Origin of the sequence: Corynebacterium jeikeium, from assembly GCF_000738175.1 — a bacterium.
Taxonomy (GTDB): domain Bacteria; phylum Actinomycetota; class Actinomycetes; order Mycobacteriales; family Mycobacteriaceae; genus Corynebacterium; species Corynebacterium jeikeium_C.
In genome coordinates, this window is the sequence record NZ_JFCH01000043.1 from 1 (window position 1) to 21,074 (window position 21,074).

Genomic DNA, 21,074 nt, shown 5'->3' on the forward strand with positions numbered 1-21,074 from the left:
GGGGCAGCCGGAGCACCCGGAGCTGCAGGTGCGCCGCCAGCCTTCGGTGCTTCCTGAGTGTCTTCAGACTTTGGTGCAGCAGGTGCACCCGGAGCCGCAGGAGCGCCCGGGGCAGCCGGGGCGCCAGCGGAAGGTGCCGACGGAGCTGCCGGTGCGCCCGGGGCTGCTGGAGCACCCGGGGCAGCCGGAGCACCCGGAGCTGCAGGTGCGCCGCCAGCCTTCGGTGCTTCCTGAGTGTCTTCAGACTTTGGTGCAGCAGGTGCACCCGGAGCGCCCGGAGCTGCCGGGGCGCCAGGGGCAGCCGGAGCAGCCGGGGCGCCAGCGGAAGGTGCTGACGGAGCACTAGGTGCACTCGGAGCTGCCGGAGCAGACGGCGCAGCCGGGGCACTCGGAGCACTCGGTGCAGCCGCAGCAGCACCCGCAGCGGCAGCGCCACCAGCAGCAGCCGCGCCACCAGCGGCGGCAGCAGCTTCCTTCTTCTTCTTGGCCTCTTCAGCCTTGCGCTTCTTCTCCTCGGCAGCCTTCTTCTTGGCTTCCTCCTCGGCCTTGCGCTCGGCTTCCTCGCGGGCCAGCTTCTCCTCGTCTACCCAGCCACGCTCAGGCGCAACCAGGAACTCCGGAGACTTCGGCGCCGGCAGCTCGCCGTCGACCAGGACGGACTCGCGGAACATCTGGGCGATATCCAGAACCTGGGTGCGGTCCTGCTTGTTGTCGATGTCGGCCTGTCGGTTGTTCACACCGTCGGTCATCATCGTCTTACAGAACGGGCAGCCGATAGCGATGGCTTCCGAGCCGGTGGCCAGAGCCTCGTCCGTACGGTTCAGGTTGATGCGCTCGCCCAGATCCTCTTCCATCCACATGCGGGCACCACCGGCACCACAGCAGAATCCGGTATCGCGGTTGCGCTCCATCTCCACCAGGTTGGCGCCGGAAGCACCGATCAGCTCACGCGGAGCCTCGAAGACCTTGTTGTGGCGGCCCAGGAAGCAAGGATCGTGGTAGGTGACCTGACGGCCGTTCTGCGGTGCAGATACCGGCTCCAGGCGACCCTCGCGGATCAGCTTGTTCAGCAGCTGGGTGTGGTGGACTACCTGGTAGTTACCACCCAGCTCCGGGTACTCGTTGCGCAGGGTGTTGAAGCAGTGCGCACAGGTCACAACGATCTTGCGCTGCTTCGGCGGCACGCCCTCGAAGGCGTTGTCCAGGATCTCGATGTTCTGCTCTGCCAGCATCTGGAAGAGGAACTCGTTACCGGCGCGGCGGGCGGAGTCACCAGTACAGCCCTCGCCCTCGCCCAGCACGGCGTACTTCACGCCAGCGGTGTACAGCAGGTCGGCAACAGCGCGGGTGGTCTTCACCGCGTTGTCGTCGTACACGCCAGCACAGCCAACCCAGAACAGGTACTCGGTGTCGTCGAAGTTCTCGATGTCCTCACCGAAGACCGGCACCTCGATGCCGTCTTCCTTGGCCTTCTCGATCCAGTCGGAGCGCTTGTTGTTGTTCTGGCCCCACGGGTTGCCCTTGGTCTCCAGGTTCTTGAACAGGCCACCCAGCTCGGTCGGGAAGTCAGACTCAACCAGCACCTGGTAGCGGCGCATGTCGACGATGTGGTCGATGTGCTCGATGTCCACCGGGCACTGCTCCACGCAGGCACCACAGTTGGTGCAGGACCACAGAACGTCCGGGTCGATAACACCCATCTCGCCCGCAGCGACCAGCTGCAGCAACGGCATGTCCGCGTGGGCGTCAACAGAAGGATCGTCCAGAACGGCAGTGTCGGCACCGTCGCCGGAGAACATGCCACCTGCGTGAGCTTCGTCCTTACGTGCGGCCTTCAGGTACGGCGCGGACTCGATGGCGTGGTCACGCAGGTTGGTGATCAGCAGCTTCGGGCTCAGCGGCTTCGCGGTGTTCCAAGCCGGGCACTGCTCCTGGCAGCGGCCACACTCGGTACACGAGGTGAAGTCCATCCAGCCCTTCCAGGTGAAGTCGTCGATCTTGCCAACGCCGATCGAGTCTTCCTCCGGGTCTGCGTTTTCCATGGTCAGCATGCGGCCACCGGAGGTCAGCGGCTTCGCTGCACCCAGTGCGTTGCGGCCGTCGGCGTTGCGCTTCAGGAAGATGTTGAAGAACGCCATGAAGCGGTGCCAGGCAACGCCCCACTTGATGTTCATGCCGACGATGAACAGCCAGATCATGCCGGACAGCAGCTTGATCAGCGCGAAGATGGAGACCAGCAGCGGGGATTCCGGCAGGATCTTGGCCAGCTGCATGGTGAAGAAGTCGGTGGCCGCGTGGCCGCCCTCGTAGCTGGCGAAGGTGGCGATCTTGGATGCCTTCACGAACATCATGCCCAGACCCTCGATCAGCACGACGGCCTCAACGAAGTAAGCCGCGCCGGAGTTGGAGCCGTAGAAGCGGGCCTTCTTGTCCTTGTCGCCGATCTTCTGGCGAATGATGATCAGCGTGATAATACCGATGACGGTGCCCAGGCCCAGCAGCTCGTCCACGAAGTGGTACACGGCCCAGTCACCGATGATGGGCCAGCCGCCTTCAGGATTGAAGATCTGAATGTAGGCCTCGAACCACACCATGGCTCCCAGCAGGAAGCCGACCATGACGAGCCAGTGGGCGATTGCCACGCCTGGCTTCTTGGCCATCTTGGTGTGACCGATGATCTCCTTGATCAGGTTCATCAGTCGGCCGGCGGGGTTATCTGTCCTCTTCAGTGCCGGTTGGCCCAGTCGGATCGTGGTAAAGATCTGCGCCGCGCCGCGGATGAAGAACACCCAGGCGGGGAGGGATAGCAGTGCGCCAATGATGCCCAGTGGGACGGTGATGCCCCAGGGGATATCGGATGACGTCGCCTGCCCTGCTGCCAGCAGGTACATGTGAAGCTCCTCGCAAGTCCAGTTATGTATGAAGTAATTACTTACTGGGGCAGATTAGCAGGGAGCGGAGCTATTTTTGAACTTTTCTAAATCCGGGTTGACCTGGGGTGGAGCTGGCGTTGACCTGCCGAAATAGACAACATTCGTGTTGTTTAAATGCGGCTGGCGATCCCGATCTGCTCGCGCCGCGCCGCCTTACCCGCGCGGGTGTTGCCGAGGTGGTACATGTGTTGCTCGCCACGCGCGACGTTGAGGGTCGTGGCGAGTCCTTGTTCCTTTATTGTTGACGCCCACACCTCCACGTCTGGCAGTGAAATATCGCGGTCGCCGCAGTAGAGGGTGATTTCGGAGCCTCCGAAAGCTGCTTGGAGCTGGTCGGCATTGAGGTGTAGGGGGCTCACCCGCGGATCCTCTGTGGGGATCTCGCCCGCCCACAGTGCGCCCTGGCGGCGCAGCTGCACGGGGTTCAGGATTGTATCTTTCGGCTCGAAGTCGGGGATGCGCGGGTTGGAGAGGTCCATGTCCAGCCACGGGGCATTCAAGATCAGGCGCGCCGGTGGCTCTAGTTGTTGGGTGTGTTCGGGGGTAGTGGCGAGGGCGGACAATGCCAGCCCGCCGCCCGCTGAATCCCCAATAATGGTGATGTTTTTGGCACCATGTTCTGCCACCAGCTGCTCATAGCAGTGGCGGATTAGCGGTAGCGCCTCTGCGTGGTTGTGTTCGGGCAGTAAGCCGTAGAGGGGGATGTCCACCCGCACGCCCGCATCCGCCAGCTGGGCGACGAAGTCCCAGTTGCGTTGCTTGATCGGGTTCACAAACCCGCCGGGCAGCACGTACAGCACGGCCTTCGTTGCCGCCTGTGCCGGGGAGAGCTCCTTAATAGCCGCGGTGTGCGGGTCGTAATCCCCCGTGTCGCCCGCGCCCCCGAACTCCATGGGGGCCACAGAGTAGACCGTGAACTCGTTGGAATCGCCCTCCGTCCGTTCACTGACGGCAAAGTGTTGGCGCAGGGAATGTGGTGGTTCGGCTGGGGCGGGAGGGGTGGAGGAGGTGGCGTCATTACCCGTTCCAGAAGAACGGCCAACCAGGCGTTTGAGGAAAGACATGGGCACAATTCTAGCTTTTTTAAAAAAAGTTGAGCGAAGTGGGAACAACTTTGAGCAGGCATGAGTTGTAGGGGGTGTGAGCAAGTTGAGTGAGACGAACTCAAGTCAGCTTGACTAGACGCGAAAAACGCGGATACTGGTTGGCAGAGACGGGCGAAGTTGAGTCCGCTCGACTAAGGCTCGATAGATTTTATTCGCCCCAGAAGCAATAGGAGGAACTGATATGGGACGCGCAGTAGGAATTGACTTGGGCACCACCAACTCTGTGGTGTCTGTACTGGAAGGCGGCGAGGCAAAGGTCATCGCCAACTCCGAGGGATCCCGTACCACCCCGTCCATCGTGGCTTTCGCCAAGAACGGCGAGGTGCTGGTTGGCCAGTCCGCCAAGAACCAGGCAGTAGCCAACGTGGATCGCACCATCCGCTCCGTCAAGCGCCACATGGGCACGGACTGGAAGGTCTCCATCGACGACAAGGAGTACACCGCTCCGGAGATCTCCGCCCGTACCCTGCAGAAGCTGAAGAGGGACGCGGAGAGCTACCTGGGTGAGGATGTAACCGACGCGGTCATTACCGTCCCCGCCTACTTCAACGACGCACAGCGCCAGGCAACCAAGGATGCCGGCCAGATCGCCGGCCTGAACGTCCTGCGCATCGTCAACGAGCCGACCGCAGCCGCCCTGGCCTACGGCCTGGAGAAGGGCGACAAGGAGCAGACCATCCTGGTATTCGACCTCGGTGGCGGTACCTTCGACGTCTCCCTGCTGGAGATCGGCGACGGTGTGGTTGAGGTTCGCGCAACCGCCGGCGACAACGAGCTGGGCGGCGACGACTGGGATCAGCGCATCGTCGACTGGCTGGCCGACAAGTTCAAGGCAAGCCACGGCGTGGACCTGACCAAGGACAAGATGGCCCTGCAGCGCCTGCGCGAGGCAGCGGAGAAGGCCAAGATCGAGCTGTCCAGCTCCCAGCAGGCCTCCATCAACCTGCCGTACATCACGGTGGACGAGGACAAGAACCCGCTGTTCCTGGACGAGACCCTGACCCGCACCGAGTTCCAGAAGATCACCCAGGATCTGCTGGACCGCACCAAGACCCCGTTCCAGGCAGTGCTGAAGGACGCGGAAATCAGCGTGGATGAGATCGACCACGTCGTGCTGGTCGGTGGCTCCACCCGCATGGTTGCCGTCTCCGAGCTGGTCACCGAGCTGACCAACGGCAAGGAGCCCAACAAGGGTGTAAACCCGGACGAGGTTGTGGCCGTGGGCGCTGCCCTGCAGGCCGGCGTGCTGCGCGGCGAGGTTAAGGACGTGCTGCTGCTGGACGTCACCCCGCTGTCCCTGGGTATCGAAACCAAGGGTGGCGTGATGACCAAGCTGATCGAGCGCAACACCACCATCCCGACGAAGCGTTCCGAGACCTTCACCACCGCTGAGGACAGCCAGCCCAGCGTGCAGATCCAGGTCTTCCAGGGCGAGCGCGAGATGGCTGCGCACAACAAGCTGCTCGGCTCCTTCGAGCTGGCGGGCATCGCTCCGGCACCGCGCGGCGTTCCGCAGATCGAGGTCACCTTCGATATTGACGCCAACGGCATCGTCTCCGTCTCCGCGAAGGACAAGGCCACCGGCAAGGAGAACACGATCAAGATCCAGGAAGGCTCCGGCCTGTCCCAGGAGGAGATCGACCGCATGGTCAAGGACGCCGAGACCCACGCGGAAGAGGACAAGAAGCGCCGCGAGGAGCAGGAAGTCCGCAACTCCGCAGAGTCCATGGCATACCAGACCCGCAAGTTCGTCGAGGACAACAAGGAGAAGGTCAACGAGGACACCCAGAACAAGGTCGAGGAAGCAGCCAAGGCTGTTGACGAGGCCCTGAAGGGTGATGACATCGAGGCCATCAAGGATGCAGTGGAGAAGCTGAACGCCGAGTCTCAGGAGATGGGCAAGGCCATCTACGAGGCTGAGGCGGCTGCCGGTGCCGGTGCTGAGGGCGCTGGTGCGGACGCAGGCTCCGCCGCAAACGATGACCCGAACGTTGTGGACGCCGAGGTTGTCGACGAGGACACTTCCGCAGAGGATGATAAGAAGTAATGGCTGAAGATCTGAATCAGGACCCGGGCGCCCCGGAGAACACCGACCCGGAGGCAACCTCGGCCGAAAGCGCCGAAGCTGCCGCCGCGGAAGCCGCGGAGGCGCAAGGGGTCGACGAGGGTCTGGCTGAGGCGGCTGCGGCTGATGCTGAGGGCGTCAATATCGACGAGGCCGAAGCTGCCGAGGTGACGGCCGAGGTAGACAACAGCATCGAAGCCGAGCTGGCCGAACGCACCGAGGACCTGCAGCGCGTGACGGCGGAGTACACCAACTACCGCCGCCGCGTGGAGCGTGACCGCGCGAGCGTGATCACCGGCGCGAAGGCCGAGGTGGCCGCCGAGCTGCTGCCGATCCTGGACGACCTGGAAATGGCAGAACAGCACGGCGACCTTACCGGGCCGCTGAAATCCATGTCGGACAAGCTGCAGTCTGCGATGGCATCCATGAAGGTGGAGAAGTTCGGCGAGGAAGGCGACGAGTTCGACCCGAACTGCCACGAGGCTGTGCAAGACACGAGCAGTGGCGACGACAAGGTGCTGGCCACCATCCTCCGCCGCGGCTACCGCCTGGGCGACCGCGTGCTGCGCAACGCGATGGTCATCATTGGCGATCCGCAGTAGTTATTAGGGGTTAGCGCGAGAGAGCTCCATGGCTTTTGCTGTGGGGCTCTCTTTTTTGTGTGGTGGGGTGTGGTTAGCCGGCCGGGAAAAGGGGCAGAATGGGTGGTGGGAAGATCCGCACTGATAGTTTAGGAGCGCAAATGAAGGCAATGAAGGCTTTGTACTGGGCTGCCGTTTTCTACCTCGCGTTGGGTTTGGCTGCTGGTGTGTTCTACCGCGAGTTCACGCGGATTAATGAATTCCCGGAAGGGGACTTTACGCAGTTGAGCGTGGTGCATACCCACCTGCTGGCGCTCGGGTTCATCATGTTTTTGGTTTTCCTGGCGCTGGAAAAGCTCTTCGGGCTTTCGCGCAATAAGAAGCCCTTCCAGGCGTTTTACTGGCTGTACAACGCCGGCATCCTGACGACCGTCGCAATGATGATCTGGCACGGCAGCCTGACCGTGCTGGGCAAGGAATCCAATGCGATGATCTCGGGCATTGCTGGCTTGGGGCACATCTGCATCACCGTGGGGCTGGTGGTGTTTGTGGTGCTGCTCGGAGGCGCAATTAAGGAGTCGCAGGCTGCCGCTTCCTAGGGTGCTGGGGTTGGGGCTCTGGAGTGCTAAGACCTGCGCTTTAGAACAAGTGTTCGATTAATTAAGTTTTTCTTGGAGGGGTTGTCCGAGGCGTTTTCTATGCTGATCGCGTACGGAAAACCATGGGACACGAGCTACGCCGCACACGCCACGGGATACGAGCCACGGCACACGAGCCACGACACACTGGGGACTTCCATCATCGAAGGGGAATGATGTTCGACCAGCCCACACCCCCCGACAGACCACCGCAAGACCCACCGCATAACCGACCACAAGACCAACCACAGGGGCCGTTCTGGAAAGTTACCGACCCCACCGACCCGATGAGCGCAGCCATCTGCGACATCAACCGCAACCACGCGCGCCTCGCCTTGGCGTGCGCGCCTCGCGAGGACGAATGCATCACCGACGTGACCACCCGCCTGGGTGCGCGCCTGGGCCTCCCGGAGTTCCGAGTGGTCCAGCTCGTCGACGTCGGAACCACCTTCCGCCGCTTCCCATCGCTGGTGGAGCTAGCGGAAACCGGGGCTTACTCTATCGAGCTGTGGCGGATCGTCGCGCATAGCCTTGTTGCTGTTAGTGACGCCCACATCTCCGCCGTAGAAGCCGATGTCTACACCGCACTTTCACCCACTCGGCCTAACCAGGCGATGTTGGGGCAGAGCACGATCCGCCAACGCTTAAAGAAGATCGTCATGGATCACGAGCCTTTGGCCTGCCCGATCGATCCCGCCGAACTGACCTCGCCCGCGGGCGAAGGCACGGATGGTGCAGCCGGGGCAGACGGTACAGATGGCGCAGACGGCACGGGTTCAGACGTAGAGGGCGTCAGTACCGAAGACCTGGCGGTCCTAGGCGCCGCAACGCGGCTAGCTATCGACGACCGGCCGACCGACTACACCGAGTTCTATCTGACCCTGCCGAAGCTGGAGGCACTGGAGCTGATCCAGGCGCTCGATAGCGTGAGGAACAAGCAGAATTGTTCCAGGGTGCGGGCGCTTTTGAGCCTGGTGCGGGGGAGTGCGACCGCGGAGGTGAACCTCAACCTGTACCGCCAGGTGGACGCTCCGGAGGCGCAGATTTGGGCGGCCGGCAGCTGGCTCAACCCGCTGGCCACGAAGGAGTGGATGGAGCGAGTGACCCACCTGCAGGCCCCGGGGAAGGCCGCCACTGCTGGCTATACTCCGACGCCCCTCATCCGCGCGAGCGTGGAAGGCCGGGATGGGACCTGCCGCTTCCCGGGCTGCGACACCCCAGCGCACAAATGCCAGCTAGACCACGTCAAACGCTTCGTGCATGGCAGCTCGGACGGTGGGCCGGGCAACAGCTCGAACGGCGGACCAACCGACACCTCAAACCTCCACTGCCTCTGCGCCAAACACCACAATGCGAAAACGACGGGAGCCTGGGACGTGACAATCAACCCCGACGGGGAGGAAACCTGGACAAGCTTCGGAGACGGCCACACGGTCATCACCACACCAAACGGCCCGCTGGGAAGGATCACCTTCCGGCACCGAGCGGTGAAGCGAGCGCGGAGGGTGGTGGAGCACAACCAAAGGAAGCAGAAGCGCAATCAGGAAGACGAGCCGCCGTTCTAGCGACGACGCACTAGCGCCGCCGTTCTAGCGCTTGCCCTGGTTGATCCTCTCCATGAGGTACGCCGGGGGCTGAATGTCGATCTCCGCCCTGCCGTCACCTTTCGCCTTGATGTCGGTGAACGTGGTGATCTCAGCCATGTGCGAAAACATCAGGCGTGGGCTCAGTGCGCCCGCCTGCCGCGAGAACTCCTGGGCGGTCACGGCCGCCATCATCTTGATGGACCCCAGCATGTCGGTGCCTTCGCCCATCTCTCGAACCAGGGTGATGTGGCGATGCGGCGTGGAAAAAACAAGTCCTTCGCTGGGATCGATCTGCGGCAGGTAGCGCTCGAGGATCTCGTTCATGAGCAGGGGCACTGATCCCGCATAGTAAGAGCCACTTTCGATCGCCCAGAAGCGCTCGTTGGGGCGGTCTTCGCTTGCCCGAACGGGCTGCGCCTCCAGGCCGGAATCGATCAGCTCCTGCCACAGGTTGCGGTAGCCAATCCGGAACAAGTCCTCAATCGGGCCGCGATTGTTCAGCGAACCTGGGCTCAGCGCCATAACGGAGTTTGGTGTATCCAGAACCAGGTTGATGCACAGGTCGTCCGAATAGGGTCGTATTGGCGAATCCGGGTTGAACTCTAGCGCATCCGCCCGCGACTGCTCCGGCAGAAGATCGATCGCCATTAGGCGCGCCCGCAAGTGGGCGTAGAACTCCGCATCCGGGAGCGAAAGTAAATCCCGCTCCGATCTGGCAGCCGGCCCGACCAGACTATTGACGAAGTGCTCTACCAGCACAGGCATGTCCCTGCCGAAATCCTCGGCATTGGCGCACTGCTTCGTGATGTTCTCGAGCCCCAGGCGCGCACCCTCGCCATAGTCCGGCGCGGGGAGCTGCCCGCCGTAGGGGCCGGGTGTGGGGCCTGGGTAGCTCAGCGGCTTCTGAATGTGTTCGGGCTTGCTGTAGTACACGACCTCGGGCGTGGGGGTTGCGCCGTAGCCCAGGCTGTTGAGCGTCCGCACAATCTGTCGGATCAGCGCCGTCGATTGGTGTAGATCCAGGCGGGGTAGCGGCACCGGCGGGTCCTGCGGGCCGGGCTCTACAGGCGCGGGGCCGCCCCCTGCGCCCTGCGAGGTGTCGTGCAATGCGCCCTGCGAGGTGTTGTGTGATGCGTCGTGCGAGCCGAAGATCCGACTCAACCAGTTGCGCTTCTTAGGTGCCATGACCCCCACCCTAGCTAGTTTCGGGCTGGCAAGCCTCCGGTAAAGCCTGCGGCAATCCTCCGGTAATGCACGCTGCGAGGCCCGAAGTGATGTGGGGAGGGAATAAATACGTGGGGGCGTCGTTAAAGAAGATTAGATAACGAAAGTTCAGCGCGGTAGACTCAAGGTTGAGTATTAACACCCCGCGTGAACAGCGCAATAAGGAAGGAGCGACACATGGCGCACAGTGAATGGGCCGAGAAGGATTATTACAAAGACCTCGGCGTGTCCTCCACCGCATCGGCAGAGGAGATCAAGAAAGCTTATCGCAAGATCGCCCGCGAGAATCATCCGGATGCGAACCCGGGCGATACGGCGGCGGAGGAGCGTTTCAAGAAGGCTTCCGAAGCGTACAGCGTGGTGGGGGACAAGGAAAAGCGCGCGGAGTACGACGAGCTGAAGCAGATGCTCGCTAGCGGGGCTTACTCGAGCTTCGGCGGTGCAGGTGGTGCTGGTGGCTTTGGTGGTGCTGGCTTTGGCGGCGGCGGCTTTAATGTCTCTGATCTTTTTGGAAATGACGCCACCAGTGGCGGATTCGGAGATGTCTTCAGCGGACTCTTCGGCGACGATCCGACCGCTGGCGCCTCCCGCAGCCGATTCGGTGGCCGGGGTGCCCGGGGTGGCCGGGCTGGACGCCGCACCCAGCGCAGCCGCGGGGCGGACGTGGAGACGGAGCTGACCCTCGAATTCCGCGAGGCCACCAAGGGTGTGACCGTGCCGATCCGCCTGACCAAGCCCGAACCGTGCGAAAGCTGCCACGGCTCCGGCGCTAAGGCGGGCACTTCTCCGCAGAGCTGTGGCACCTGTAGCGGCAGCGGCATGGTTAGCGAGAACAGGGGAACCTTCGGGTTCTCCCGCCCGTGCGCGGACTGCTCCGGCACTGGCTCGGTGATTAAGGACAAGTGCCCGGATTGCTCCGGCACGGGGCGGACTACCCAGTCCCGCACGATCACCGTGCGCGTGCCTGCGGGCGTGGTCGACGGGCAGAAGGTGCGCCTGGCCGGGCAGGGCTCGGCGGGGCAGCGCGGCAAACCGGCTGGCGACCTGTTCGTGACGGTGCACGTGAAGCCCGACAAGGTGTTCAGCCGCGACGGCGACGACCTGAAGTTGACCGTGCCGGTGAGCTACCCCGAGCTGGTGCTCGGCGGTGCGGTGACGGTGCCGACCCTGGCCTCCAAGGTGCGGGTGCGCATCCCCGCCGGTACGCAGGATGGCACCACGCTGCGCGTGCGCGGCCACGGTGTGAACAAGCGCAACGGCGCTAGCGGCGACCTGCTGGTGACCGTGAAGGTGGCCGTGCCGAAGAACCTGGACGAGGGTGCGATGAGCGCGCTGCGCAAGTACTCGGAAGAGGAAAAGCGCTCCGGATTCGACCCCCGCGAAGGATGGGAGGGTAACTGATGAGTACCGGTAAAAACGGCGGCGAGCGCGAGGTTTTCGTGATCTCCGTCGCCGCGCGGATCACTGGAATGCACGCCCAGACGCTGCGCACGTATGACCGGATGGGTTTGGTGACGCCCCAACGCACCAGTGGCGGTGGCCGCCGCTACTCGCGCGAGGATATAGAGCAGTTGCAGGAGATCCAGCGCCTCTCCCACGAGGAGGGCGTGAACCTGGCAGGCATCAAGACGATCATCGCCCAACAGAACCGGCTGGACGAGCTGGAAGAAGAAAACGCGGCACTGCGCCGCCGCCTGGCGGAGATGCAGGCCCGCGTGGAGCGGGGCGAGGGCGCAGGCGCGGGCGGGCGCTCGCGCGGCGAGATTGTGCACGTCCCGCGTTCTACCTCTGTGGTTCTGTGGGACCGGCAGAAGCGGCGGTAGCTTGCGCTAACTACAGCGGCGGTAGCTAGAGACTGATCTGGCCGGTGACGATGAGGTACAGCGCCGCGATGGCGGAGGCCACGACGAGGGCGCTGATGACCCACTCGAAGGCGTTGAATACGCGCCCGCCGGCCTTGATGCGGGTGGCGACGTAGACCACCAGGCCGGGTACGATCAGCAGCGTGCCGAGCAGGACGAACTGCAGCTCGGCGGCGTACAGCAGCCAGAGGGAGTAGCCGAAAGCCACGGCACTGATGAGCAGGTGCCCGCGGTTGGTCTTCTTGCCGACCTCGGGCCCGGAGATGTCGAACTTCGAGCCGGCGTCCGGGTGCTTGAACCCGTGGCCACGGGTGGCCAGGAATAGTAGGTACAGGCTGGAGAACACGTAAGGTACCAGGTACAGGGACGTAGCCAGCTGCACCATCGTGGTGTAGGTGGATTCGTTCAGGTAGAAGACGATGATGAACGCCTGGATAACCACGGCGGACAGGAACTGCGAGACGTACGGGGCGCCCATGTCGTTGGTGCGTCCCACGGCCTTCGGCAGCAGCCCGTCCTGGGCCATCAGGGTGATCGGCTCGGCGCACAGCATCTGCCAGGAGACGTAGGCGCCCAGCACGGAGATGCACAGGCCGACGGAGATCAGGCCAGCGCCCCACGGGCCGACGACGTGCTCCAGGACGGTGCCCATGGAGTTATCGCCCATTGCGGCGAGCTCCTCGCGGGAGACTACGCCGAAGGACAGGAAGCTCACGGCGGTGAGCAGGAAGAACACGGAGACGAATCCCAGGAAGGTAGCCAGGGAAACATCCTTGCGGTGGCGTGCGCGCTTCGAGTAGGTGGAGGCGCCCTCCACGCCGATGAAGGCCCACACGGTGAACAGCATCATGCCCTTGACCTGGTCGCCGAGGGAAAGCGCCTGGTCCTGGTTCTCGCCGAAGGTGGCGGCGCGACCCCAGAAGTCGGAGGTGAACACATCCGTGTTGAAGCCGACGAAGGCCACGAGCACCAGGAACGCCAGGATCGGCAGGATCTTCGCCACTGTGGTGATGACGTTCATGATCGCCGCTTGGCGCACGCCGCGGGAAAGCACCAGGAAGATTCCCCAGGTAAGCGCCGATACACAGATCGACTGCACCAGCGGATGATCGCCGCCGAAAATGGGGAAGAAGAAGCTCAGGGAGCCGAAGAACAGCGTCGCGTAGCCCACCTGGGCGATGATGGTGCCCAGCCAGTAGCCCCACGCGGAGGCGAAGCCGACGAAGTCGCCCAGGCCGGCGCGCACGTAGGAGTACACGCCGGAATCCAGGTGCGGCTTGCGCAGTGCTAGGGCCTGGAAGACGTAGGCGATGCACAGCATGCCCACGCCGGTGATGCCCCAGCCGATCAGCGCAGCACCCGGCGAGGCGACAGACGCGATGTTCTGCGGCAGCGCGAAGATTCCGGCACCGACGGTGGAGCCGATGATCAGGCTGACGAGCGTGCCCATGCGGACAGTGCGTGGGTCGTCCTTGACCAGCACTTCGGCAGTGGAGGCCTGCGGGTGGTAAGCCTCGGAAGCATCCTGAGTAGATGGGGTATCCCCATTATTAGAGATATTCACGGTTAGTACCGTACAACGTGCCCGTTGCTTAGACCAACCGGCTGCGGTTATGTGGCGTTAGCTCTCGCTACTCTTGCTGTCGCTACTCGTGTTCGGCTGCCAACCAAGCGCAGGTGCCACGTGTGTGGCGAAATTCTTCAGCAGGCGAACATTGGCCTCTACGCCCAGCTGATTCGGGATAGTGAGCATCAACGTGTCGGCCTCGGCCACTGCGGCGTCATTAAGAAGATCCTCGACGAGCTTGTCGGGTTCACTAATATAGGTTCGGCCGAAGGTGGAGCGGTAGCCGTCGATCACGCCGAAGTGGTCGCGGATCATGCCGTGGGTGCCGACGATCGCCCGGTCCTCGGCGCTGGTGATGGGGAAGATGCTGCGGGAGACGGAGGTGCGCGGGGTCCAGCCGTGCCCGCTGCTGGCGAAGGCCTCCTTGAAGACTTGGAGCTGCTGTGCCTGCAGGTCACCGAAGCTGTCACCGTTGCTCTCGGTGAGGAGGGTGGAGCTCATGAGATTGACGCCCACCTGCCCCGCCCACTTGGCCGTTTCGCGCGTACCCGCGCCCCACCAGACGCGGCGGTCCAGGTTGGGGGAGTGCGGGAGCACGGGGATGGAGGCGCCGGGTTTGTACATGTGCGGGTATTGCTTCTCCGCCGAGGGGGCAGTGGCCATGCCTACCCCGCGGATGGCGGCCAGGTAGCGCAGGAAATGTTCGCGGGCGATGTCGGCCCCCGGGGGTCGGTGGAGCCGGTGTGGCCGAAGGCCTCCCAGCCGCGTTCGACGGCCTCGGGGGCTCCGCGGGAAATGCCGAGGGCGATGCGGCCGTCGGCGATGAGGTCTAGTGCGGCGGACTCTTCGGCGAGGTGAAGAGGGTTCTCGTAACGCATGTCGATTACGCCGGTGCCGACCTCGATGTTCTTGGTGCGGGCGGCGATCGCGGATAGCAAGGGCATGGGGGCCGCCTGCTGGGGTGCGAAGTGGTGGACGCGGAAGTAGGCGCCGTTCACTCCCAGGCGGTCGGCCTCTACTGCGAGCTCGATCGACTGGTGCAGCATGTCGCGGGCGCTGAGCATGTGCGGATGGGCGGGCTGGGGGTTGAGGGAATAGTGGCCGAAGCTGAGGAATCCGAAGGCTTTCATGGTGCTAGTGTACGTGGGGATAGTTGATGTATCAACTAGTTGGGTGTGGGCTGGATTGGTAGAGCTGGGGCTGGCAGAGCTGGGGTAGTGGAGTGGAAAGCGCAGCCTGTATGGCGCCGATACATATGGCGCCGGTACATATGGCGCCGGTATAACATTGATTGTTCTTTCGTGATTTAGAGAGGTGCTTGGTTTGGCGGCTAAAAGTTTGAGCGCTGAAAGTTCGAGCGCTGAAGTGATGAGGAGTACAGAAGATCCGGAGCGTTATCGGCCGGACCCGTCACTGAAGGTCGCGCTGACAACCCCGCGGATCTTGGTTCGGGAAATGCTCGCCGGGCTAGTGGTGGGGCTGGCGCTGATCCCGGAGGCGATCTCTTTCGCCGTTATCGCTGGCGTGGATCCGAAGGTGGGGCTTTTCTCGGCTTTCATCATGGCGGTCACCATTGCCTTTGTGGGCGGTCGCCCGGCCATGATTTCCGCTGCGACGGGTGCGGTGGCGGTGGTGGTCGCACCAATTGCTCGGAACTATGGCATGGACTATCTGATCGCTACTGTGTTGTTGGCGGGTGTGTTCCAAATCGTGTTGGCGGTTCTGGGAGTTGCGAAGCTAATGCGCTTCATCCCGCGGAGCGTAATGGTCGGGTTCGTGAACTCCCTGGCTATCTTGATCTTTTCCGCGCAGATCCCGGAGCTCATTGATGTGCCTTGGCTGGTTTACCCGCTCGTGGCCCTGGGGATTTTGCTGCTGGTGTTCTTCCCGAAGTTAACTACGGCCATTCCGGCGCCTCTCGTTTCCATCGTGGTCGTCACGGTGCTGGTGGTGGTCTGTTCCATTTCTGTGCCGACGGTGGGCGACAAGGGTGAGCTGCCACGCAACCTGCCGGAGCTGTTCATCCCCCAGGTGCCGTGGACGTTGGAGACGCTGCAGATCATCGCGCCCGTGGCTTTCGCGATGGCGCTGGTGGGGCTGATGGAGTCTCTGATGACGGCGAAGCTGGTGGACGAGATCACCGATACCCACTCCAACAAGACTCGCGAGAGCTTCGGCCAGGGTATTGCAAACATTGCTTCCGGCCTTTTCGGCGGAATGGGCGGTTGCGCGATGATCGGCCAGACGATGATCAACGTGAAGGCGTCGGGCGCGAGGACTCGTATTTCTACCTTCATGGCGGGCGTTTTCTTGATCTTCCTGCTGCTGGTGCTGGGGGACATCGTGGCGATCATTCCGATGGCGGCGCTGGTCGCGGTGATGGTCATGGTCTCTGTGGGCACTTTCGACTGGCACTCGATTAAACCGTCGACGTTGAAGCGGATGCCGAAGAGCGAAACCTTCGTGATGGTGCTCATCGTTGTGGTGGTTGTGGCCACCAATAACCTGGCGATTGGTGTGGTGGTAGGCGTGATGATGGCGAGTGTGATGTTCGTGCGCCGTGTGGCCCACCTGATTGATGTGCGCCGCGAGGTTGATGACGCCGCAGCTTTGGTCCGCTACACGGTCGAGGGACAGCTGCTGTTTGCATCTAGCAACGACCTCACCACGCAGTTTGAGTACGCGCAGGACCCAGATCGGGTTGTTATTGATTTCTCGAAGTCCAACATTTGGGATGCTTCTTCGGTGGCTGCGCTAGACACCATTGAGAACAAGTACAGGCAGCGTGGGACGACGGTGGAATTTGTGGGTATGAATGAGTTCTCCTCGGCTTTTCATACGCGCCTGACGGGCGAGCTGGGCGGCGAAGGCTAGTGGCAGGGCAAGTGGGCGGGGTAGTGCTGAAGTTTGATGCGCTGAAGTCTGAGGTCTTCCCCAGAAGTGAGCTGTTGGCACTGGCAACGGAGCGGGGATTGGTGGCCATAGAGTTTGCGCACTTGTGGCAGGGGCGGGAACTGCCGGCTGCCGAGGGTGCGGCCGCTCAGCATCTGGAGGAGGCTGCGAGGCAGCTGGGGGAGTACCTCGGGGGAGAGCGGCGAGAGTTCACCGTGCCCGTGGACTTCAGTGGCGTGACCACTCCTTTCCGGCGCCGGGCGACGGAGGCCCTGGCGCAGATCCCGTACGGGCAGACCATTACATATACCCAGCTGGCGGCGTTGGCGGGAAATCCGCGTGCCGTGCGTGCCGCTGCTTCGGCGTGTGCACGTAACCCCCTGCCGATCCTGTACCCGTGCCACCGGGTGATCCGCAGCGACGGAAGCCTCGGCCAGTACCGGGGCGGCACGGAGACCAAGCGGGCGCTGCTGGAGATGGAACGCGCGCTCTGATTTCGCGCGTTAATCTCGCGGGTTAGCTCCGCACATTAACTTTGCGCATTCACCTCCGGGGACCACATGTATGAACTGTGGGCGTCGGTCTCCCCGCGGCTCATGAGGTAGAGGTCCAAGATTCGGCCCCAGCCGTAGCTGCTCCAGCTGCCAGAGTCAGGGGTGGCGGAGTCTGAGCCGCCGGAGTTAGGGGCAAAGTCTGGCGACGCGGGATCCTTGCCGTGCACCCCAAACCCCGGGGTGGTGGTCAGCCGGATCATGTCGCCGGGCACGTGCTCGTTGATGACCTCACCGTGGCTACTGTGCCCATCCGGCGACCCATCCGGCGACCCGTCCGGCGGTGCAATCAGCTTCAAGTCCTCGGCGTGCTGTGCGTGTACGCCGGGACTGCCCCAGAAGCGCACCTCGTCGGCGGTGAGCCCCTCGCTCCCCTTGGCGGCGGCCTCCCCGACCACGACCGAACCGTAGCTATAGCCCACCACCTGTAGTTTTGCGTCAGGATTTCGCTCGCGCAGCTGGCGCTGATGCTCTCGCAGCGCGGTGGCGCCCTCCTTCGCCGGTGCCCGGGAGATCGCGCCGGGCAGATCCCCCGGAGCCGAGTAGCCATGCCACGCCACCACCGCCACGTTCCTGCCGTGTGCCGCCGCATCCGCAGCCGTTGCCCGCGCCCACGCCTCGGTGCGCGTTAGTGCGTCCGCATTGCTCGAACCCACGCCACTGACCAGCGTGATTACCTCGTCGGCGCTCTCGACATCACCCACTGTCACCACCGGCCCGTGAGGTGATTCCACCCGCTGCACCGGAGGCAGGTTCTGGGGTCCCTTTATTGTTGACGCCCCCTCGACCTCACCGACACCAACATCACTTCGGGGAGGCACAACCGTGCCGCTGATCGCGGAGATTGCGGTGCCGGACACCCGATCCAGCACGCTGGCCAGCTGGAGAGCCCCACGCAGAATATTGGTCAACACTAGCGCCAGGTTCTGCGCGGCCTCGCCAATGCCGGGGATGAGGGCTAAGTGGCGGGCGGAGACCTCCCCGTCCTGGTGCACCGACATTAATGCCCCGCGGGCCAACCCCACTGTCGTGCGCACCACCGACCGGGTGGGACCCAGCACGTCGGCGTGGGTGCCCGCCAGTTGCCCGATGGTGCTGCTGCTGAAACCGGCGGTATCCAGCTGGTTTGCGGCGGAATCGGTGGCATGACCGGCGGCGTCCGCGGCTTGCCCGGACCAGTCAGCGCCCCACTTGGCCTGCTCCCGGGCGTCCGCCGCGTGGCGGGAGGTCTTGTCTCCATTGCGGGTGAAGAGATCGGCGGCGGAGCGCAGAGCCTCTACGTTTGCGCCTTTTAGGGTGTCTACGGTGACTGTGTTGCCAGTGACTGAGCTGGCGGTGGCTGAACTGCCGGCGACTGTACTGATCATCGGCCGGCCCCCGCAAAGGCATCCGAGCCGTCGGTGTCGGCGACGGTTACGTTGTCGGCGTACACGCCGATGGTGCGGCCCATGTTCGACAGCTGGCGGCCGAAACCCGTGAATGCTGCGTGGAGCCTGTCGGCGGCCGTATCGATGGCCCGCGTGGTGGCGCCGCCCGGAATGTCCGGTGCCGATGCGTTGGCGACCGAATAGCCAGCCGAGGCGCACTGCACTCCGTCCTCGTTAATCACCTCACAGCGCCTATGGACCGCCGCTGTATCCAGCGCCATTGTGTCCAGATAATCCAAAAATCCCATCGTCGAATAGTTCACGTGCTTACCCCCTGGAGATCGCGACCTGCTTTCTGGGAGTGAGTGTAGGGAGGCTAGGGGCGTCACAAAAGAAAAAGATTTAGGGGCTGTGGATAACTCAGCTTTATCCACAGGGCTGCCATCGTGGCGCCGCCAAAAGGGGGCGCGATGTCGGCAATGTCGCTAGGGTGGACTGTATGCGTATCGCTGTCATCCAGATGAAGGCCGAACCGAACGTGGAAGCCAACCTGGCTCGCATCCTGAAGTACATCGCGTCCGGTGCGGCAAATGGTGCTGACCTGGTCGTCTTCCCCGAGGCGGCCATGTTCCCCTTCGATAGCGGGCGGCTGGATACCGTCGCCCAACCGCTGGATGGGCCGTTTGCCCAGGCGATTATCGACACAGCCAAGAAGCACGGCACCACCGCCGTCGTCGGCATGTTCACCCCGGCCGATACGGTCTACCGCACCCCGAGCGGGCAGCTGGTGGAGGAGCAACCCAGCGACTCCCCGGAGGCCAACCAGTTCCGCCGCGTGAACAACACCCTGCTGGTCGCCGGACCGGACTACGTGACGCACTACGACAAGATCCACACCTACGATGCCTTCGGCTACCGCGAGTCCGATACCGTCAAGCCGGGGAAGCGCCGGGTGGTTATCGACGTCGGCGGCGTGGGAGTGGGGCTGGCCACCTGCTACGACATCCGCTTCCCTGGCCACTTCGTGGCGATGGCAGCGGCGGGCGCGAAGGTGATGGTTGTGCCTTCTAGCTGGGCTGATGGTCCGGGCAAGCTGGAGCAGTGGCGCGAGCTAACCGCGGCTCGCGCGCTGGATTCCGCCAGCTACCTGATCGCCGCGGGCATGGCGCGCCCGGGCTCGCCGGAGCGCTACGGTACTGCGGATGGTCCCACCGGCATCGGCCACTCCGTGGCCATCGGCCCGAACGGCGCCCGGCTGGCGGAGACTGGCTACGCCGCCCAGGTGCTGACCATCGACATCGACCCGAACTACGTGGACAAGGTGCGCAAGAACCTGCCCGTACTGGAAGGCCACCACACCGACCGCGAGCTCGGCGTGGGAGTCGATCTGGTCGGTGACGTGGAGGAAGCTCAGCAGCTGAAGTAGCAGGAGCGGCCGAAGCAGCTAGGGCACGTCGAAACGCAGCTGCTCGCGGTTCGCGCCAGCGCGGAGGAACGCCTCCACGGTGTGGCGCTTCATCTCCGGACCACCCGTGATCAGCACCTCGGCATCTCGCCACGAACCGCGCTCGGCGGCCACATCCCCCACCAGGCCGCGCGCCGTGTAAGCCTCGAAGTCCTCCGGGGCGGGCGCATCCTCCTGCACTACCAGGTACAAATCCAGCCAATCGAAGGCATCCTCGAAGCCCGCCAGACCCTGCCACTCGTAAAGCTCATCAGGGTTCTGCGCGCCGAAGAACAGCTGCACCATCGGCGGGCGCTCCTCTGACTGGATGAGGTCCAGCAGGATAGCCCGCACCGGCGCCAGACCCGTGGAACCAGCCACCATCACCACCGGCTTCTCGCCCGAAATCTGCAGGTCGCCATATGGATTGGCCACCACCCACTGCTCGCCGGGCTGGGAGCCCTCCACGATCGCGCGAGAAAACGGCCCGACGGCGCGGACGTGAAACTCCACCAAACCGTCCTCGTTAAAAGGAATCGCCGGGGAAAGCGCCCGCCACAGCTGCGGAGTATGCGGCGTGCGCACCTCCACATGCTGGCCGGACCAATACGGCAACGGCGGATCCATCTGCGTGCGGATCACGGCGATGGCGTCACAAGGATGAAGCACCTCGAGCACCTGTGCGGCCGAGGTCGCAGGCACGTCGGCTTCCTCGTCCTCGAGCGCACCGTAGGCAAGCAAGCTACATCCGAGGTTGATTGTGTCGCTGAGCTTTTTTGTGACGCCCATATACTCCCCAACAGCCTCCACCAATGCGGTCTCTAGCGCCTCATAATGCTGAGAACCCACGCCGAACTTTCGGAAATCCCGGCCGGTAGCGACCAAGAATTCGGCTTGGTCGGTGGCGAACTCACCGCTGGGGGTGATGCCGCGCAGGACGAAGCGGATGGTGCGGTCCAGGTAGGCCTCGTCCAGCTCCATCGTCTGAGCGAAATCCGGGGTGGGGTTGGCGTACTCGGCGCCCGCGACGTGCGGGAAGTGCACGGTCATGGGCTTGGGATCCATTGCGTGCAGCTTTGCGCGGGTGAGCTGGACCAGGTCGTGGCGGTGTTCTTCAATGAGCGCGAGGAACTCTGCGAAGCTGTATTCGTCGGACGAAGAGTGGCGTGCCACGAACTCGAAGTCTCCTTGTTCTACAGGGGCGGGCTGAGGCAACCGGGTGAGGGGCCGGTTGGTTGCTCCTCATTGTCGCACCCGA

Annotated in this window: 16 protein-coding genes and 1 pseudogene; 9 read left to right on the top strand and 8 right to left on the bottom strand. The window is 63.4% G+C overall.

Annotated elements, in window-relative coordinates; all coding sequences use genetic code 11:
* A partial coding sequence (locus tag JQ46_RS07170; RefSeq protein ID WP_034986697.1) for a (Fe-S)-binding protein occupies positions 1–2,891 on the bottom strand: 2,891 nt, incomplete at its 3' end.
* A gap of 152 nt (positions 2,892–3,043) precedes the next feature.
* Positions 3,044–3,997 (bottom strand): alpha/beta hydrolase fold domain-containing protein, encoded by a 954-nt coding sequence (locus JQ46_RS10805; protein WP_051876288.1) that lies wholly within the window; start codon positions 3,995–3,997, stop codon positions 3,044–3,046.
* Between the two features lie 223 nt (positions 3,998–4,220).
* Here JQ46_RS10805 and dnaK point away from each other — a divergent pair, with 223 nt between their 5' ends.
* From dnaK to JQ46_RS07195, 4 genes are all read left to right on the top strand, one after another.
* Positions 4,221–6,086: a molecular chaperone DnaK gene (gene dnaK / locus JQ46_RS07180; RefSeq protein ID WP_034986699.1), complete on the top strand. Its 1,866-nt coding sequence runs from the start codon at positions 4,221–4,223 to the stop codon at positions 6,084–6,086.
* Entirely contained in the window at positions 6,086–6,706 is a 621-nt protein-coding gene (grpE, locus tag JQ46_RS07185; protein ID WP_034986701.1) for a nucleotide exchange factor GrpE, read from the top strand. Before dnaK ends, grpE begins: the two co-directional genes overlap by 1 nt.
* Before the next feature lie 140 nt (positions 6,707–6,846).
* Positions 6,847–7,284, top strand: a complete 438-nt coding sequence (locus JQ46_RS07190; RefSeq protein WP_337588508.1) for a DUF2871 domain-containing protein — start codon at positions 6,847–6,849, stop codon at positions 7,282–7,284.
* Positions 7,285–7,610: 326 nt separating this feature from the next.
* Entirely contained in the window at positions 7,611–8,888 is a 1,278-nt protein-coding gene (locus tag JQ46_RS07195; RefSeq protein WP_034986704.1) for an HNH endonuclease signature motif containing protein, read from the top strand.
* 24 nt (positions 8,889–8,912) lie between these two features.
* Here JQ46_RS07195 and JQ46_RS07200 read toward each other — a convergent pair whose 3' ends face one another.
* Positions 8,913–10,094, bottom strand: a complete 1,182-nt coding sequence (locus JQ46_RS07200; RefSeq protein WP_034986706.1) for a hypothetical protein — start codon at positions 10,092–10,094, stop codon at positions 8,913–8,915.
* 216 nt (positions 10,095–10,310) lie between these two features.
* Here JQ46_RS07200 and dnaJ point away from each other — a divergent pair, with 216 nt between their 5' ends.
* Together dnaJ and JQ46_RS07210 are read left to right on the top strand one after the other, a co-directional pair.
* Complete coding sequence (gene dnaJ, locus JQ46_RS07205; RefSeq protein ID WP_034986708.1) at positions 10,311–11,534, top strand: molecular chaperone DnaJ; 1,224 nt, start codon at positions 10,311–10,313, stop codon at positions 11,532–11,534.
* The gene (locus JQ46_RS07210) at positions 11,534–11,956 is read left to right on the top strand and encodes a heat shock protein transcriptional repressor HspR (protein ID WP_034986709.1); all 423 of its coding nucleotides are present in this window, start codon (positions 11,534–11,536) and stop codon (positions 11,954–11,956) included. The genes dnaJ and JQ46_RS07210 overlap by 1 nt, the downstream gene beginning before the upstream one ends.
* Before the next feature lie 25 nt (positions 11,957–11,981).
* On the opposite strand, the gene JQ46_RS07215 is transcribed toward JQ46_RS07210, so the two are convergent.
* Positions 11,982–13,478, bottom strand: a complete 1,497-nt coding sequence (locus JQ46_RS07215) for an amino acid permease (RefSeq protein WP_034986742.1) — start codon at positions 13,476–13,478, stop codon at positions 11,982–11,984.
* Between the two features lie 138 nt (positions 13,479–13,616).
* Positions 13,617–14,692: pseudogene (locus JQ46_RS07220) on the bottom strand (LLM class flavin-dependent oxidoreductase).
* A 238-nt stretch (positions 14,693–14,930) separates the two neighbouring features.
* Between JQ46_RS07220 and JQ46_RS07225 the strand changes: the two are divergent.
* Together JQ46_RS07225 and JQ46_RS07230 are read left to right on the top strand one after the other, a co-directional pair.
* Entirely contained in the window at positions 14,931–16,436 is a 1,506-nt protein-coding gene (locus tag JQ46_RS07225; RefSeq protein WP_034986711.1) for a SulP family inorganic anion transporter, read from the top strand.
* Complete coding sequence (locus JQ46_RS07230; protein ID WP_034986712.1) at positions 16,436–16,948, top strand: methylated-DNA--[protein]-cysteine S-methyltransferase; 513 nt, start codon at positions 16,436–16,438, stop codon at positions 16,946–16,948. Before JQ46_RS07225 ends, JQ46_RS07230 begins: the two co-directional genes overlap by 1 nt.
* Before the next feature lie 35 nt (positions 16,949–16,983).
* Here the strand turns inward: JQ46_RS07230 and JQ46_RS07235 are convergent, their stop codons facing one another.
* On the bottom strand, positions 16,984–18,372 hold the full coding sequence (locus JQ46_RS07235; RefSeq protein WP_051876289.1) for an alpha/beta hydrolase: 1,389 nt from the start codon (positions 18,370–18,372) through the stop codon (positions 16,984–16,986).
* Complete coding sequence (locus tag JQ46_RS07240) at positions 18,369–18,680, bottom strand: hypothetical protein (protein ID WP_034986745.1); 312 nt, start codon at positions 18,678–18,680, stop codon at positions 18,369–18,371. Before JQ46_RS07240 ends, JQ46_RS07235 begins: the two co-directional genes overlap by 4 nt.
* A 191-nt stretch (positions 18,681–18,871) precedes the next feature.
* Here JQ46_RS07240 and JQ46_RS07245 point away from each other — a divergent pair, with 191 nt between their 5' ends.
* Positions 18,872–19,798, top strand: coding sequence for a carbon-nitrogen hydrolase family protein (locus JQ46_RS07245; RefSeq protein WP_034986714.1), 927 nt, complete (start codon positions 18,872–18,874; stop codon positions 19,796–19,798).
* 18 nt (positions 19,799–19,816) lie between these two features.
* Here the strand turns inward: JQ46_RS07245 and JQ46_RS07250 are convergent, their stop codons facing one another.
* A complete protein-coding gene (locus tag JQ46_RS07250) occupies positions 19,817–20,989 on the bottom strand; it encodes an FAD-binding oxidoreductase (RefSeq protein ID WP_034986716.1) in 1,173 nt (390 codons plus the stop codon).
* Between the last annotated feature and the right edge of the window lie 85 nt (positions 20,990–21,074).

Bases quoted from the DNA above. Each gene is read 5' to 3' on its own strand.
- JQ46_RS10805 (WP_051876288.1), bottom strand. From the start codon at position 3,997: ATGTCTTTCCTCAAACGCCTGGTTGGCCGTTCTTCTGGAACGGGTAAT.
- JQ46_RS07240 (WP_034986745.1), bottom strand. From the start codon at position 18,680: ATGGGATTTTTGGATTATCTGGACACAATGGCGCTGGATACAGCGGCG.
- JQ46_RS07225 (WP_034986711.1), top strand. From the start codon at position 14,931: ATGAGGAGTACAGAAGATCCGGAGCGTTATCGGCCGGACCCGTCACTG.
- dnaK (WP_034986699.1), top strand. From the start codon at position 4,221: ATGGGACGCGCAGTAGGAATTGACTTGGGCACCACCAACTCTGTGGTG.
- dnaJ (WP_034986708.1), top strand. From the start codon at position 10,311: ATGGCGCACAGTGAATGGGCCGAGAAGGATTATTACAAAGACCTCGGC.
- JQ46_RS07210 (WP_034986709.1), top strand. From the start codon at position 11,534: ATGAGTACCGGTAAAAACGGCGGCGAGCGCGAGGTTTTCGTGATCTCC.
- JQ46_RS07245 (WP_034986714.1), top strand. From the start codon at position 18,872: ATGCGTATCGCTGTCATCCAGATGAAGGCCGAACCGAACGTGGAAGCC.
- JQ46_RS07195 (WP_034986704.1), top strand. From the start codon at position 7,611: ATGAGCGCAGCCATCTGCGACATCAACCGCAACCACGCGCGCCTCGCC.
- JQ46_RS07235 (WP_051876289.1), bottom strand. From the start codon at position 18,372: ATGATCAGTACAGTCGCCGGCAGTTCAGCCACCGCCAGCTCAGTCACT.
- grpE (WP_034986701.1), top strand. From the start codon at position 6,086: ATGGCTGAAGATCTGAATCAGGACCCGGGCGCCCCGGAGAACACCGAC.
- JQ46_RS07200 (WP_034986706.1), bottom strand. From the start codon at position 10,094: ATGGCACCTAAGAAGCGCAACTGGTTGAGTCGGATCTTCGGCTCGCAC.
- JQ46_RS07190 (WP_337588508.1), top strand. From the start codon at position 6,847: ATGAAGGCAATGAAGGCTTTGTACTGGGCTGCCGTTTTCTACCTCGCG.